General features: G+C 62.1%; 20 protein-coding genes. 9 read left to right on the top strand and 11 right to left on the bottom strand.

Annotated elements, in window-relative coordinates:
* Positions 1 to 37: 37 nt before the first annotated feature.
* The 4 genes from EFQ99_RS24040 to EFQ99_RS24025 all read right to left on the bottom strand — a co-directional run bounded on the left by EFQ99_RS24040 (position 38) and on the right by EFQ99_RS24025 (position 2992).
* Complete coding sequence (locus tag EFQ99_RS24040) at positions 38 to 1081, bottom strand: Gfo/Idh/MocA family protein (RefSeq protein ID WP_126923710.1); 1044 nt, start codon at positions 1079 to 1081, stop codon at positions 38 to 40.
* A gap of 9 nt (positions 1082 to 1090) precedes the next feature.
* Positions 1091 to 1876: a ThuA domain-containing protein gene (locus tag EFQ99_RS24035; RefSeq protein ID WP_126923709.1), complete on the bottom strand. Its 786-nt coding sequence runs from the start codon at positions 1874 to 1876 to the stop codon at positions 1091 to 1093.
* A 193-nt stretch (positions 1877 to 2069) separates the two neighbouring features.
* On the bottom strand, positions 2070 to 2411 hold the full coding sequence (locus EFQ99_RS24030; RefSeq protein WP_125845268.1) for a DMT family transporter: 342 nt from the start codon (positions 2409 to 2411) through the stop codon (positions 2070 to 2072).
* A 17-nt stretch (positions 2412 to 2428) separates the two neighbouring features.
* Positions 2429 to 2992, bottom strand: a complete 564-nt coding sequence (locus EFQ99_RS24025; protein WP_126923708.1) for a TetR/AcrR family transcriptional regulator — start codon at positions 2990 to 2992, stop codon at positions 2429 to 2431.
* 166 nt (positions 2993 to 3158) lie between these two features.
* Between EFQ99_RS24025 and EFQ99_RS24020 the strand changes: the two genes are divergently transcribed.
* Together EFQ99_RS24020 and EFQ99_RS24015 are read left to right on the top strand one after the other, a co-directional pair.
* On the top strand, positions 3159 to 3548 hold the full coding sequence (locus EFQ99_RS24020; protein ID WP_126923707.1) for a group II truncated hemoglobin: 390 nt from the start codon (positions 3159 to 3161) through the stop codon (positions 3546 to 3548).
* 2 nt (positions 3549 to 3550) lie between these two features.
* Positions 3551 to 3922 carry a DUF423 domain-containing protein gene (locus EFQ99_RS24015; protein WP_126923706.1) on the top strand — a complete coding sequence of 124 codons (372 nt, stop codon included), beginning with the start codon at positions 3551 to 3553 and terminating at the stop codon, positions 3920 to 3922.
* Positions 3923 to 4162: 240 nt separating this feature from the next.
* Here the strand turns inward: EFQ99_RS24015 and hmuQ are convergent, their stop codons facing one another.
* The 5 genes from hmuQ to EFQ99_RS23985 form a co-directional block, all read right to left on the bottom strand.
* Positions 4163 to 4477 carry a heme-degrading protein HmuQ gene (gene hmuQ, locus EFQ99_RS24010; protein ID WP_126923705.1) on the bottom strand — a complete coding sequence of 105 codons (315 nt, stop codon included), beginning with the start codon at positions 4475 to 4477 and terminating at the stop codon, positions 4163 to 4165.
* Between the two features lie 9 nt (positions 4478 to 4486).
* Positions 4487 to 4741: a hypothetical protein gene (locus tag EFQ99_RS24005; protein WP_126923704.1), complete on the bottom strand. Its 255-nt coding sequence runs from the start codon at positions 4739 to 4741 to the stop codon at positions 4487 to 4489.
* On the bottom strand, positions 4738 to 5145 hold the full coding sequence (locus EFQ99_RS24000) for a DUF2325 domain-containing protein (protein ID WP_126923703.1): 408 nt from the start codon (positions 5143 to 5145) through the stop codon (positions 4738 to 4740). The genes EFQ99_RS24005 and EFQ99_RS24000 overlap by 4 nt, the downstream gene beginning before the upstream one ends.
* A 107-nt stretch (positions 5146 to 5252) precedes the next feature.
* Positions 5253 to 6575, bottom strand: a complete 1323-nt coding sequence (locus tag EFQ99_RS23995; protein WP_126923702.1) for an energy transducer TonB family protein — start codon at positions 6573 to 6575, stop codon at positions 5253 to 5255.
* Positions 6576 to 6721: 146 nt separating this feature from the next.
* On the bottom strand, positions 6722 to 7147 hold the full coding sequence (locus EFQ99_RS23985; RefSeq protein ID WP_126923700.1) for a hypothetical protein: 426 nt from the start codon (positions 7145 to 7147) through the stop codon (positions 6722 to 6724).
* 156 nt (positions 7148 to 7303) lie between these two features.
* On the opposite strand from EFQ99_RS23985, the gene hemP reads away from it, so the two are divergent.
* The 7 genes from hemP to EFQ99_RS23940 all read left to right on the top strand — a co-directional run bounded on the left by hemP (position 7304) and on the right by EFQ99_RS23940 (position 12576).
* Positions 7304 to 7483 carry a hemin uptake protein HemP gene (hemP, locus tag EFQ99_RS23980; RefSeq protein ID WP_126923699.1) on the top strand — a complete coding sequence of 60 codons (180 nt, stop codon included), beginning with the start codon at positions 7304 to 7306 and terminating at the stop codon, positions 7481 to 7483.
* A gap of 8 nt (positions 7484 to 7491) precedes the next feature.
* Positions 7492 to 8541, top strand: a complete 1050-nt coding sequence (locus EFQ99_RS23975; RefSeq protein ID WP_126923698.1) for a hemin-degrading factor — start codon at positions 7492 to 7494, stop codon at positions 8539 to 8541.
* Between the two features lie 11 nt (positions 8542 to 8552).
* The gene (locus tag EFQ99_RS23970; RefSeq protein WP_126923697.1) at positions 8553 to 9482 is read left to right on the top strand and encodes a heme/hemin ABC transporter substrate-binding protein; all 930 of its coding nucleotides are present in this window, start codon (positions 8553 to 8555) and stop codon (positions 9480 to 9482) included.
* Between the two features lie 2 nt (positions 9483 to 9484).
* Positions 9485 to 10597 (top strand): FecCD family ABC transporter permease, encoded by a 1113-nt coding sequence (locus EFQ99_RS23965; protein ID WP_126923696.1) that lies wholly within the window; start codon positions 9485 to 9487, stop codon positions 10595 to 10597.
* Between the two features lie 9 nt (positions 10598 to 10606).
* Positions 10607 to 11413 carry a heme ABC transporter ATP-binding protein gene (locus tag EFQ99_RS23960; RefSeq protein ID WP_126923695.1) on the top strand — a complete coding sequence of 269 codons (807 nt, stop codon included), beginning with the start codon at positions 10607 to 10609 and terminating at the stop codon, positions 11411 to 11413.
* 407 nt (positions 11414 to 11820) lie between these two features.
* Positions 11821 to 12165, top strand: a complete 345-nt coding sequence (locus tag EFQ99_RS23945) for a glycine zipper domain-containing protein (protein ID WP_126923694.1) — start codon at positions 11821 to 11823, stop codon at positions 12163 to 12165.
* A gap of 9 nt (positions 12166 to 12174) precedes the next feature.
* Complete coding sequence (locus tag EFQ99_RS23940; protein ID WP_126923693.1) at positions 12175 to 12576, top strand: hypothetical protein; 402 nt, start codon at positions 12175 to 12177, stop codon at positions 12574 to 12576.
* 289 nt (positions 12577 to 12865) lie between these two features.
* Here the strand turns inward: EFQ99_RS23940 and EFQ99_RS23930 are convergent, their stop codons facing one another.
* Together EFQ99_RS23930 and EFQ99_RS23925 are read right to left on the bottom strand one after the other, a co-directional pair.
* Positions 12866 to 13423 carry an RNA polymerase sigma factor gene (locus EFQ99_RS23930; RefSeq protein ID WP_004677121.1) on the bottom strand — a complete coding sequence of 186 codons (558 nt, stop codon included), beginning with the start codon at positions 13421 to 13423 and terminating at the stop codon, positions 12866 to 12868.
* 9 nt (positions 13424 to 13432) lie between these two features.
* A complete protein-coding gene (locus tag EFQ99_RS23925) occupies positions 13433 to 13639 on the bottom strand; it encodes a NepR family anti-sigma factor (protein ID WP_008534490.1) in 207 nt (68 codons plus the stop codon).
* Positions 13640 to 13838 lie beyond the last annotated feature (199 nt).

Here is a 13838-nt window from a genome sequence, read left to right as displayed (position 1 = left end):
CTGCGGCAGCGCCTCTATCGGCAAGCAATCCGCTGGATCAAACCTTCAGCTCGCGCCGCTCGCGCTCGGTCTCCATAGCGAGATCGAGCACCTTCTGCAGGTTGGCGGCGTGGCGGAAGTTTGGATCGGGCTGGATGCCGCTTGCCACCGCCTCGGCGAAGCGCTGGTAGTTGGTCGGAACCGGCGGCACCTCGATCTCCTTCCAGGTGGCGGTCTCGACATCGTCGCCGAGGCAGCCGCGCAGTTCGGATCCGACCGGACGATGGATGACTTCGAGGCTGCCCCTCTCGCCATAGATGCGCAGCTTCAACTCGTTCAGATGGCCCGTCGCCCAGCGGCTGGCATGAATGACGCCCAGCGCGCCGTTGGCGAAATCGACGGACATGGTGAAGCTGTCATTGGCATCGAGCATATATTCGCCGATCTGGCCGCCCGGCGCCTTGTTGAAGGTCTTCAGCCGCGCAAAGACATGGTCGATGTCGGTGGCGGCGCCATAGGCGGCGAAATCGAGAATATGAATGCCGACATCGCCGAGCACGCCGTTCGAGCCGTGACCGGTGGAAAGCCGCCACAGCCAGGTCGATTCCGTGCGCCAATCGCCCCAGGCGCGCGAGACGAGCCAGCTCTGGAGATAGGAGGCCTCCACATGCTTGATCGTGCCGAGTTCGCCTGACAGCACCATCTCGCGGGCACGCTGCAGCGGCGCAACGTTACGATAGGTGAGGTTCACCATGTTGATGACGCCGGCCTTTTCCGCAGCTTCCGTCATCTCCAGCGCCTTCGGATAGTTTTCCGCCAGCGGCTTTTCGCAGAGCACATGCTTGCCGGCGGCGATCAACGCCAGCGTCGTCGGGTGGTGAATGCGATCGGGCGTAATGTTGGTCGCCGCATCGAATTCACCCCAGGCGATCGCCTCATCCAGCGAGAGAAACCGCTTTTCAATGTTGAACTTGTCGGCAAAGGCGGAAAGCCGGTCGGGATCGGTGTCGACGGCGCCGACCACCGTCACGCCGTCGATTTTGCTGAAGTGGGTGAGCTGGTTTTTCGCCATCACGCCCGTGCCAAGAACGAGTAGTCGCATGGATGCTCCTCAGCGGTAACCGGCTTCGCCGGCCTGGTGCAGTTTCGGGCCGCGTTCGACGATCGGCTCCAGTGCCTTTTCTACCGGCACATTTGGAGCGTCGGTAATGCTGGTCAACGACCCTTGAGGGTTATAGGCCCACTTGACGCCATTGATCAGCACCTTCTGGACATTGGCGTCGTGATAGGTGGGATAGGTCTCGTGGCCGGGGCGGAAATAGAAGATGTTGCCGGCGCCGCGGCGCCAGGTCAGGCCCGAGCGGAACACTTCCCCGCCCTGGAACCAGGAGATGAACACCGTTTCCAGCGGCTCCGGCACCGAGAACTGCTCGCCATACATTTCCTCGTTCTCCAGCTCGAAATGCTCGCCGATGCCGGCGGCGATCGGATGGCGCGGATTGATCGTCCACAGCCGCTCGCGCTCGCCCGCCTCGCGCCATTTCAACGCGCAGGGTGTGCCCATCAGCCGCTTGAAGATCTTGGAGAAATGGCCGGAATGCAGCACCAGCAGGCCCATGCCCTCCCAGACGCGCTTGGCGACGCGCTCGACGACGACGTCGGATACCGCGCCGTGATCCTTGTGGCCCCACCAGGTCAGCACGTCGGTTTCATCAAGGCGGGCCTCGCTCAGCCCATGCTCGGGCTCCTGCAGCGTCGCCGTGGTCGCGGAGATATCGGGATCGCTGTTCAAGGCATCGGCGATCGTCGTGTGCATGCCCTCGGGATAGATGCCGCGAACGATCTCATTGGTATTCTCGTGGATATTCTCTCCCCAGACGACGGTGCGTATGGCCATGATGCTTGCTCCTCTGGAAGCTGGAACTATCGATAGGCGGGAAGGCAGGATTCAAAGCGCTTTGGAAGATGGCGCCGGCTGCGCCTCGTCTCCGCCACGTCAGAGGAACTCATAGACCTTTGTCAGGAATTTGACAAAGGGGAATTTTTTCCGGCGGCAGCCAGAGAAAAATTTCTGCAATATCCCTGCAAAATCAATGGGAAACGGACTTCGAGAACAGATTGACCACGACGACGCCGGAGATAATCAGCCCGAGACCGACGATTGCCGGCAGGTCGAGGCGCTGTTTGAAGAAGATCAGGCCGACAGACGAAATCAGCACGATTCCCAAAGCGCTCCAAATCGCATAGGCGATCCCGACGGGGATGCTCTTGAGAGTGAGCGACAGGCAATAGAAGGCTGCTGCATAGCAGGCGACGACGAGTGCCGTCGGCCCGATGCGGGTGAACTGCTGCGACAGTTGCAGCGCAGTCGTGCCGATGACCTCGAGCACGATGGCTGCAACGAGCAGCCCATAGATGGCAGCCTGGCTCATGGCGAATTCCTTCTCGATTACTTCCCGGTCAGCTCGACAAGGCGATTGATGAGATCCCGCCTCAGAGCGCCGCTGATATCATGGCTTTCCAACGTATCTGCGAACCACAGCCCATCGGCGGCGAAACGCACGATCTGCGCATCGAGTGAGCTGTCGGTGCCGATATACTCCTCGGCCCGCGCCTGCACCCATTGGCGCCAGCGAAGACGCAGCCGCGGCTCGGCGAGAAGCGCAATCGTCACCTGCGTCCAGCTCCTGGAATCGTCGGGACGATCCTTGAGGCCGGACACTGCCCGGAGATAGGCGCGGGTGAAGCGGCCCTGCGGCACGGGATCGCCGCGCATCAATTCCTCGATATCGGCATCGAACTTTTCAAGCAGGCTCTCGAACAAGGCATCGAGCAGCGCATTCTTCGTCGGGAAGTGATGCAGCAGCCCGCCCTTGCTGACGCTGGAGGCGGCGGAGACCGCATCGAGCGTGACGGCGGCCATGCCTTGGCTGGCTGCAAGACGCGCCGCGACCTCCAGCAACTGCTGGCGCACGAGAGCGGGTTGTTTCTTGCGGTGATGAGCGTTCGACATAAAATAATAAAGATACCGTCCGGACGGTTTTGTCAAGAAGAATCGATACAATCCCTTGCTGTGCCGGCATTATGGGCGAAATGCCGCGGCACCTTGATGACAGTTGCGATCATTTTCACTGAGGTGCATGAAGGAGCGGGGCTGGAATGGCATTGGGGATGGTTTCGTGACGGAGAAGGTCACTACACTCTATGAGGCAATCGGCGGCGATGCCGCCGTGCGGGCGCTGACGCATCGCTTCTACGCGCTGATGGACACGCTGCCGGAGGCAAGCAACGTGCGTGCCGTGCATCCGCCGAGCCTCGAAGGCAGCGAAGAGAAATTCTACGAATATATGACCGGTTATCTCGGCGGCCCGCCGCTCTATACCGACAAGCGCGGCCATCCCCGCCTGCGCAGCCGCCATTTCGTCGCCGAGATCGGCCCGGTCGAGCGCGACGAATGGCTGCTCTGCTTCCGCCGCGCCCTTGACGAGACGATATCGAGCCAGGCGCTGCGCGATCTCATCTGGGCGCCGGTCGAGCGCCTCGCCTATCACATGCAGAACAAGGAATGACGATGAGCCTGAACACGCGCATAGAGCCGGTGCTCTATCTCTTTGCCGGCCTGTTCGGCGTCGCCGGCGTAGCGCTTGCCGCCCTTGCCGCCCATGGCGGGGGTGAGGCCAATCTGGCAGCATCCGCATCCACCATGTGCCTAGCGCACGCCCCTGCCCTGCTGGCATTGGCGCTCGGCGCCGCCAGGCTCAAAACCGCCTGGCTGGCCGGTTTCCTGATGATCTTGGGAACATCTCTCTTTGCCGGCGACCTCGTCACGCTCCGCTTTACCGGCTCCGGCCTCTTCCCCTATGCCGCGCCGACCGGCGGCTGGGCGATGATGCTGGGCTGGCTGGCGGTGGCGGCGGGCGCGGTGTTTCGCGTCAGGGCTTGAGAGAGCTTTTGCTGACGGTTCAAGCCCTCTCCTCCCTCATTCCTGTGCCTGTCACAGGAATCCAGCGCGCCCAAGTCCTTGGGCGCAAAAGACTCTTCCCCACGGTATTGATTCATTCACGGCGCAGACGCGCCGTAGCTGGATTCCTGTGACGAGCACAGGAATGAGGGTGCGCGTGGGGCCAGGCCGAACAAAATGAAGATTTCAGCCAAGAGCTAAGTCACGCCACATCAACCGCAGTTAAATCCCATCAACCACATTAAAACCCTCGAAAACCGGCGGTCCCTTGTACATCGCCTTGCGGTCGCCGGCATTGCGGTGCGCTGCGCGAAAGCTCTCGGATTTCGTCCAGTTCTGAAAATCCGCTTCGCTGCTCCAGACCGTGTGCGAGGAATAGAGCGTATAACCCTCCTCTTCGTTGACCTTGCCGCGCAGCAGGCGGAATTCGACGAAGCCGGGCACCTCGGCCAGGCTGGAATCGCGATTGCGCCAGACCGTCTCGAAATCACCTTCGCTCCCGGTTGAAACCTTGAAGCGGTTCATTGCGATATACATGAAGCCTCCTTACGCCTTCCTCTTTGCCGCACGCGAGGGAAAGGCAAGGATATTATTGCCGTTTGCCGCCGCCGGGCCAAGCGATCTTGTTGCGGTTTCTCCGGGCATGCGGGCCTCCCAGGTCGGAAACAGCGTCACATTCTGGTAGATCTGCTGGCGTTCGACATGGCTCTGGAAGAGTTCGTAGAGCTCGGGCACGAGGCCCTCGCCCGTCTGCGCGGCGAGCTTGTGCAGGCCGATCATGGTAAAGCCGTCGTCGTTCATCGGGAAGTGTCTCGTTCGTTCATCGTCTGCAGCGCACGCTCCAGGCTTGATTTGCTGCCGTTGCGAAGCGGGATGAAGGCCTTGCCGAATTTCTTGCAGCCGGTCTTCACGCGCAGGCAGGCATCGTGGCTGATACAGTCGATCGGGCAGAACACGCAGTCGACCGAGGGAAGGACGGTATCGATGCGCGAGACCGCTTCGCGCAGGCCACCGTCGTGATGAATGAGCTCGGCGCCGAAATTGCTGCAGATCTGGCGAAGATGCGCCACCTGGCAGTCGCGGCCGCCGACATAGAGGAAACTGCGGCCATCCAGTTTGGATCGTCCGGCGGATGTCTGATCGGCATCCTCACCCGCGGTATCGCGAGCCTCCCGGTTCGATCCCTTCTTGCCCTTGCGAGCCATATACCACCCGTTCGCTCGTTGATCGTCACACGATTCCTGCGTGTGCGAGCGGACCTTATTAAACCTGATTTTTAGAGTAAAGTATAAAGTTGATAATTTTTATCATATTATTCGATGGCGATCGGCAAGGAGGTAAAATTCCGTCCATCGCCACCTGGCGTCGGGCCGAATGGCGCCGCCCGCCGGATGGCGTTGACGGCAAGCTGATCGATTTCGGCAACGCCGGACCCGCTGACGACGCGAACGGAAGTCAGGCCGCCGCTGCCATTCACGGAAAACGAGACGACCACGGTTCCCTTGACACCACGAGGACTTCTGATCGCACGGCGAATGCGGCTGCGCACCTTCCCGTCGTAATTGGCAAGGGCTGCAGTTCCGACTCCATCATTGTTGCCGGCGGTGCGCGAGTTGCGATCCGATTGAACCGACCGGTCCCCCTCGGCAACGCCCTTCACGGAATCCTGCTGCGCCTCGCCTTGCGAACCCGAAGCCTTTTTCGGAGGGCGCTTCTTTTCAACCGGCTTCGGCTTTTCCTGCACCACCGCTTTCGGCTTCGGCATCGGCGTCCTTTCCTTCGGCGCGTCCGGTTCCGGCTGGACCTCTGCCGCCTTGACCGGTTTCACCACTTCGGGCGCGGCTGCGGCGACAGGCGGCGTCTGCGACGGTTGCACGTCCGGGGGAATTTCATCGGCGGGCGTCTGCTCCTCCGGAACGACGGTCGACATCGGCTGTGCAACGGCAGTTTCAGCCGGCGCTTCGGAAACCAGAACCTCCGGCTCGACGGCCGCCACGGATTCCGGCGAGATGCGCGTCAGCACAGGAGCGAGAGTTTGCTGTATCGGGTCCTGCGTCTCGACCGGTGAGATCTCGGTCGGCTGAAAGGCTTCCGGTTGAACGCTGGCCGTTTCGGTCGGCTGGATCGTATCCGGCTCGACAGCCTCTGGAATGATCTCTTCCTGCACGCTCACCTCGGTTTCGCCGGCAGCGGTCTGGTCGACGTCGGAGTTGCCGTACATCACGACGCTGACCGCTTCACCGGCTTCCTCGACCGCCTCCTCGGGGGTCTTCGGGAAGGCCATGATCAGCACTGCAGCCAACGCCGCGTGAAAAATTAGCGAACCAACGCAGGTCAGCAACACCCGTCGCCGCACCGGCATCTTCCCGTCTTCCTGCTTTTCCACCGCCGCATCCATCGGCGGCGCGGAAACGGGTGCGACCGGCTCGGTTTCCGGATGGTCGGGAAAGGAAGATATCTGCGAAAAACGCGTATAGTGGATCACCGTCTCGCCGGCGGGCTGGCGCAGCACGTTGCGAAGGTCGGACAACTCGTGGCCGGGATGCATGCCGGGAATGTTGTCGTTCAGGCTGCCGTCAGTGTACGCCGCGCCGATGAGCACGTGTCTCGATCTGGACTTCGCTGAAATCGCCATTGCTTATGCCTCGGACACCCTGAAACATGTCCGCCGGGTTCATCCCCCGGCGTAATCCTGAGCAATTCCAGCAAAAGTGAGCAGCGGTTTTGCGTCCGGAATTGCGTGAAAATAAAGAGATAGAGCATTTCCCGCGTGGAAATGCTCTAACCCTCGAAGGGAACTGATATCTGCGAGCGGGTGATGAGACCCTTCATGCATTCGCCGGCTGCCGGCCCATCGCAGACCGGCGTGTCGTTGATGAGGATGCGGGTGACGCTCTCGCATTTGACATTCGGCATGTCGAACTGACGCACACGCTTCTTGCCCTGCGGCAGATCGCGGAAATCGAGCACAGTGATGCGGTCGACGGCGTTCTTGTCGTTGAAGAAAGCGAGTTCGAAGGAAACTTTGCTGATGGCGGCGGGCAATTTGTTGAGCGCCACGAAGGTCATCATGCAGCCCTTCTGCGAGGGCGCGAGCGCATTGAGTTCGACATCGAGGGAATTTGCGGATGCCGCCTCCTGCGCTTGGGCTACGCCCGCAACCGCCATCACCATGCCGGCCGCAACAGCCGCAAACCTCACCGTCATAACCTTCTCCGCATTGTCCCGATATCGGCAATCTCAAAACTTGACTGTATCAGTCTCCTATTGCGTCTTTAAAAAATTATGAGTAGGAAAGTCAAGATAATTGTCGCCACAACCGGGAACCTTCCGATCCCCGGCCTCACGGAACTGCCAGCCGAAATGATGGTTGAGCCAGATAGCTTTAAGCATGCGCCACTGCCGGGCGAGCCGGCGGCGCAGCACCGGATCGTCGAAAGCGCGGATCTTTTCCGCGGCACGAACGAGATCATGATTCGACACGACGGGCTGGTTTACCGCCTGAAGATCACCCGCCAGGGCAAACTCATTCTCAATAAATAGGGCAAGACATGACTGAGCAGAAAAGACCGGCTCCATCAGAAATCCGCGCATTTCGCGCTGAAAACCCGAAGATGCGCGAGCGCGATATCGCCGCCCGGCTGAAGATCTCCGAAGCGGCCCTCGTCGCCGCCGAAACCGGCATCAGCGTGACCCGCATCGATGGCAGCGCATTGAAGCTTCTTGAGCGCGTCGAACGCCTCGGCGAAGTCCTGGCACTGTCGCGCAACGAAAGCGCGGTGCACGAGAAGATCGGCATCTTCGAAAACATCAAGAGCGGCGCGCAGGCCGCGATCGTCCTCGGCGAGAACATCGACCTGCGCATCTTCCCGAGCCGCTGGGAGCATGGCTTCGCGGTCTCCAAGAAGGATGGCGACCAGGAGCGCCTCAGCCTGCAATATTTCGACAAAGCGGGTAACGCCGTGCACAAGGTGCATCTGCGCCCGAATTCGAATGTCGAGGCCTATCACGCGATCGTCGCCGAGCTGCGGCTCGAAGACCAGTCGCAGGAATTCGTCGAAGCCGAAATCTCGAATGCCGCCGATGAGACCGCCGACGTCAGCCGTAACGAGCTGCGCGACAACTGGAGCAAGCTCACCGACACGCACGAATTCTTCGGCATGCTGAAGCGCCTGAAGATCGGCCGCCAGGCGGCCGTGCGCACCGTCGGCGACGACTATGCCTGGAAGCTCGACAACACCGCGACGGCAGACATGATGCATGCTTCGGTGAAATCAGGTCTGCCGATCATGTGTTTCGTCGCCAATAACGGCATCGTCCAGATCCATTCCGGCCCGATCTTCAACGTGCAGTCCATGGGTCCGTGGATCAACATCATGGACCCAACCTTCCACCTGCATCTGCGCCAGGACCATATTGCCGAGACCTGGGCCGTGCGCAAGCCGACCAAGGACGGCCACGTCACCTCGCTCGAAGCCTACAATGCCGAGGGCGAGATGATCATCCAGTTCTTCGGCAAGCGGCAGGAAGGCGTCGGCGAGCGCTCGGAGTGGCGCGAGATCATGGAAAACCTGCCGCGGGCGGCAAGTGTCGCCGCATAAGGATCATAGCGATGACGATGCGTAACAATCTGCGCCGGATCCGTCCCTGGGAACTGGCCCTGACGGCTGTTGTCATGGCCCTGCCGCTGATCCCGTCGGCGCAGGCAGGCAAAAGCTTCGCCTTCGCTCGCGCCGCCCATGCCGAAGAGAAGAAGCTCGACACGTCGCGCCTGGTCTCGGTCGGCGGTGACGTCACCGAGATCGTCTATGCGCTCGGCGAGGAAAGCCGGCTGATCGCCCGCGACACGACGAGCACCTATCCGCAGGCCGCGCTGAAGCTGCCCAATGTCGGTTACATGCGGGCGCTTTCGCCTGAAGGCATCCTTGCCATGAACCCGACGGCGATCATCGCCGTCGAGGGCTCCGGCCCGCAGGAGGCCCTTGCCGTGCTGAAGAATGCCAGCGTGCCCTTCGAGACCGTGCCGAGCCCCTTCACCCGCGACGGCATTCTCGCCAAGATCGATCGCGTCGGCACGCTGCTCGGCGTACCCGACAAGGCGAAAGCACTCGAAACAAAGGTCGCAGCCGATCTCGACGCGGCGATCGCCGATGCCGAAAGGCGCCCGGAGGCCGAGCGCAAGCGCGTTCTCTTCATCCTCAGCGCCCAGAACGGCCGGATCATGGCGTCGGGCACCGGCACGGCGGCCGATGGCATCATCAAGCTTGCCGGTGCCGTCAACGCCGTCGACGCCTTCCCCGGCTACAAGCCGCTGACGGACGAGGCGATCATCGAAGCCAAGCCCGATCTCATCCTGATGATGGACCGCGGCGATGGCGCCGGCACAGGGAATGAGGACCTGCTGGCGCAGCCGGCAATCGCGTTGACGCCGGCAGGTGAGAAGAAGGCGATCGTCCGGATGGACGGCATCTACCTGCTAGGCTTCGGCCCGCGCACGGCAGCCGCCGCGCGCGAGCTCAATGCGGCGATCTACGGGGGCTGATCATGGCTCTGCCGCAAGCCATGCCGGAGCGAAGGCGCCACGTCCCGATGACAGGCATCCGCGAAAACATGCAGGCGGGCGACAGAACGCGGCTCGCCATGCTGACGATCGCCTTGCTTGTCGCCGGTTCGGTCTTCTCGATGCTGTTTTCGGTGACCACAGGCGCCTCGGACGCCTCGATCCTCGACGTTGTCAGAAACATGGCTGGCGCCGAGGCGGCGCTCAGCGCCCGGGACCGGATCATTATCTTCGATATCCGCCTGCCCCGCGCCATCCTCGGCTTCCTCATCGGCGCTTCGCTTGCGGTCTCCGGCACGGTGATGCAAGGCCTGTTCCGCAATCCGCTGGCCGATCCCGGCCTCGTCGGCGTCTCCTCGGGCGCAAGCCTCGGCGCAGTCACCATTATCGTGCTCGGCGGCGGCATCGCGGCCCCGCTCGCAGCCCTTCTCGGCATCTACGCCCTACCGGCTGCCGCCTTCGGCGGCGGTCTCATCACGACGCTGGTGCTCTACAGGATCGCCACCCGGCACGGCCAAACCTCGGTGGCGACGATGCTGCTTGCCGGCATCGCGCTCGGTGCTCTCGCGCTGGCTCTGACTGGCCTGCTGATCACCATGGCGAACGACCAGCAACTGCGCGATCTGACCTTCTGGAGCATGGGCTCGCTTGCCGGCGCCACCTGGACGAAGATCGCCGCCGCCGGCCCGATCATCCTGTTGTCCTTCACCGTCCTGCCCTTCATGGCACGCGGCCTCAATGCCATCACGCTGGGCGAAGCGGCCGCCTTTCACATGGGCGTGCCGGTGCAGCGGCTGAAGAATGTCGCGATCGTCGGCGTTGCTGCTGCGACCGGCGCGTCCGTCGCCGTCAGCGGCGGCATCGGCTTCGTCGGCATCGTCGTGCCGCATATCCTGCGCATGGCGATCGGCCCCGACCACCGTTTCCTGCTGCCGGCGGCAGCCCTGCTCGGCGGCTCGCTGCTGATCTTCGCCGATGTGCTCGCCCGCATCCTGGTTGCCCCCGCCGAGCTGCCGATCGGCATCATCACCGCGGCGGTCGGCGGGCCGTTCTTCCTGTGGATCCTGCTGCGGCAGCGTTCGCGCCTTGCCCTGTGAGCGACTGAAATGATCGAAGTTTCCGGCCTCTCCGTGCGCCTTTCCGGCAAGACCATCGTCAGCGACGTCAATTTCACGGCAAAAGCCGGAGAGCTGACGGCGATCGCCGGGCCGAACGGTTCCGGCAAGACGACGACCATGAAGGCGATATCAGGTGAACTCGCCTATGACGGCTCCGTGCGCATCGGCGGCGACGAGGTAAAGGGACTGAAGCCCTGGCAGCTTGCCGCCATTCGCGGCGTGCTGCCGCAGGCAAGCACCATCTCCTTTCCCTTCACCGTGCGCGAGATCGTCCGCATGGGCCTGACCTCGGGCCTCAACCTCCATCCCGACAAATCAGAGCAGACGGCGGCGGCCGCGTTGGCCTCCGTTGACCTGAATGGCTTCGAAGGCCGTTTCTACCAGGAACTGTCAGGCGGCGAGCAGCAGCGTGTGCAGTTGGCCCGCGTACTCTGCCAGATCGCCGAGCCCGTCGTCGATGGCAAACCCTGCTGGCTGTTGCTCGATGAGCCGGTCTCCAGCCTCGACATCAGCCACCAGCTGACCATCATGACGCTCGCCCGCAACTTCTGCGAACGCGGCGGCGGCGTCATCGCCGTCATGCACGACCTCAACCTGACGGCGCTTTTTGCCGACCGCATCGTGCTGATGAAATCCGGCCGCCTTGCCGCCGCCGGCAGCATCAGGGAGGTGCTGACCGACGAGACCATGCTCTCGGTGTTCGGCTGCGCGCTGCGCATCAACCAGGCGCCGGCCGACGGCACGCCTTTCGTGCTCGCCCACAGCGCCGTTTCCCGGCCCCGACCGCCGCTTTAGAGCCTTTCCGGGTTAGATTGCAGCATTCTGCCGGAGCAGGTTTTCGTCAGGGCAAAGGCGATTGGCGACGGGCATACCCCTTGGTACGTCCGAGCCGATCGCCTTTGATCCTGGCGGAAAGATGCCCGGCCCTTCGGGTTGGCTGAAACGGGCCGGCTGATCGACCGGCCGGCTTGGCCGTAGAGCTGGGCTACGACGCGCGCCGGCCGGTCGACCATCCGACTCCGTTTGAGCCAACAGAATGCTGCAATCTAACCCGGAAAGGCTCTAGCGGAACTTTTGATCGCCCGGCACGTTTTCGGCAGTGATCTGGGTCAATGCCGGGCGGTCTCATGCATGCAACGAACGGTCGTGACCCCCGTAGCGATTAGGCGGGCTTGCGCGCGCCCCAGCCAATGGAGACAGCCATGACCTATTCCATCTTCCCGTCCAGCCGCAGCCGCCGCAACGGCACCTTCCACAATCTCGAATCCGGCATCGAGGAACAGATCGGGGCTCTGCGCGAAGAACTCGCCGAGCTGACGCGCCTCGTCGGCAAGAACTCGCGCCATCAGGGCGATAAGATCCGCAGCCAGGCAAACGCCGGCTACGAGGAATTGCTCGGCCGCAGCGAGGATTTGCTGCGCGAATTGCAGCAAGGCTATGAGCGCAGCGCGACCGAAATGCGCGAGACCGTGCGCAAGCATCCCTTGACGACGATCGGCGCTGCAGCCGCAGTCGGCCTTGCCATCGCCTTCCTCGCCCGCCGCTGAGGAAGGGCGATGCTCCTTTCGATCCTCAGTCTGCTGACAGGCGCAAGCGTGCATCGAACCGTTGTGCGCGTCAAACGCAACGGCATCTTCATCGCGATCGCCGCCCTCTTCCTTCTCACCGCCTATGCACTTGCTGTCACCGCCGGCGCCATCTGGCTCGCCGGCATTTACGGCCCGGTCGGCGCGGCCCTGTTCCTGGCCGCCTGCGCGCTGCTGATCGCAATCATCGCGCTTGTCGTGATGGCAGTCATCAACGCTCGAGAGGCACGCCGCGCCCGCGATCGCCGCGCGGCACTGGAATCTCTTGCGACGGTCGGCCTCGGCCTCGTCCGCGCGCAGCCGCTGCTGACGGCCGGCATATTGGCGGCGATCGTCGCGGCCAATCTGGTGGGGTCGAAGCGTGAGGATTGATGGCTGGGACAAGGTCGCCCACTATCGTGTACTTGTCACAAGAACGGAGAGGGGTGAATATTCCCCTTCACATTACCTGCGGAAGATTTGGCAGGTGCGCTCACCCCACCCACCCTCATTCCTGTGCCTGTCACAGGAATCCAGCCACGGCGCGTCTGCGCCGTGAATGAACCACAATACCTCAAGGGAAAAGTCTTTCGCGCCCAAGGACTTGGGCGCACTGGATTCCTGTGACGAGCACAGGAATGAGGGAGGAGGTGTAGTGCCCTCCTCCCAAATATAACCCTTCTCAGAACGCAAACGCCTTCGATGTCAGCGGCGCCGACGTGGCGTCTGGCCCGAAGTCGGCCTCGCCTGATATCTGCAGCAATTCCTGCAGCCGCTGGCGGGCGCGGTTGACGCGGCTTTTGATGGTGCCGACGGCGCAGCCGCAGATTTCGGCGGCTTCCTCGTAAGAAAAGCCCGAGGCGCCGACGAGGATGATCGCCTCGCGCTGATCCGGCGGCAGTTGGTCGAGCGCCTTCTTGAAATCCTGCAGATCGAGCGCGCCATATTGCGACGGATGCATCGCCATCGATTCCGTGAACAGCCCGTCGCTGTCCTGCACCTCGCGGCCGCTCTTGCGCATCTGGCTGTAAAGCTCGTTGCGCAGGATCGTGAAGAGCCAGGCCTTCATGTTGGTGCCCATCTCGAAATGATCCTGCTTGGCCCAGGCCTTCATGATGGTGTCTTGAACGAGATCGTCGGCGCGGTCGTGGCGGCCGATCAGCGAAATAGCAAAGGCGCGAAGGCTAGGGAGGGCCGCCAGCAATTCCCGCTTGAAGCTGGGTTGCACTTTATCTTCCATCCGACGATCCTATTCGGCCATCTTGGCGGAAGCCATCATCTCGGCATGGTCGAGCTTTTCGAGAAGATCGAGAAAACGATCGGGGATCGCCTCTTCCTGCGCGGCGGCATAAAGCGACCGAAGCCTGACGCCGATTTGGTTGTTCGGGTCAAGAATGTCGCTTGCCCGCAGCTCCAGCTTCCGCTGATCGGCTGCTTCTTTATTGCGTGTAGTCATCAACTCGTCTTCTCACCGTTGTCTGTGCCGGGGACGCGCATGGAATAATCATGGTTTCGGCACCCGCCAATGCCATCGATACTGAGGGTTTTACTATCGATGTCGCTGGCATCTACCGCCGCATGGGTCAAAATGCTACGCCCTCTCTGTGTCGGCTGGTATAATGCGGCGCGACAAAAAAAGTTCCTGCCGTTCCGGA

Source organism: Rhizobium vallis (genome assembly GCF_003985155.1).
In the GTDB taxonomy this organism is placed as follows: Bacteria; Pseudomonadota; Alphaproteobacteria; order Rhizobiales; family Rhizobiaceae; genus Rhizobium; species Rhizobium vallis.
Note: the sequence above shows the minus strand (reverse complement) of the source record. Positions and strands in the feature narration are given on the sequence as shown.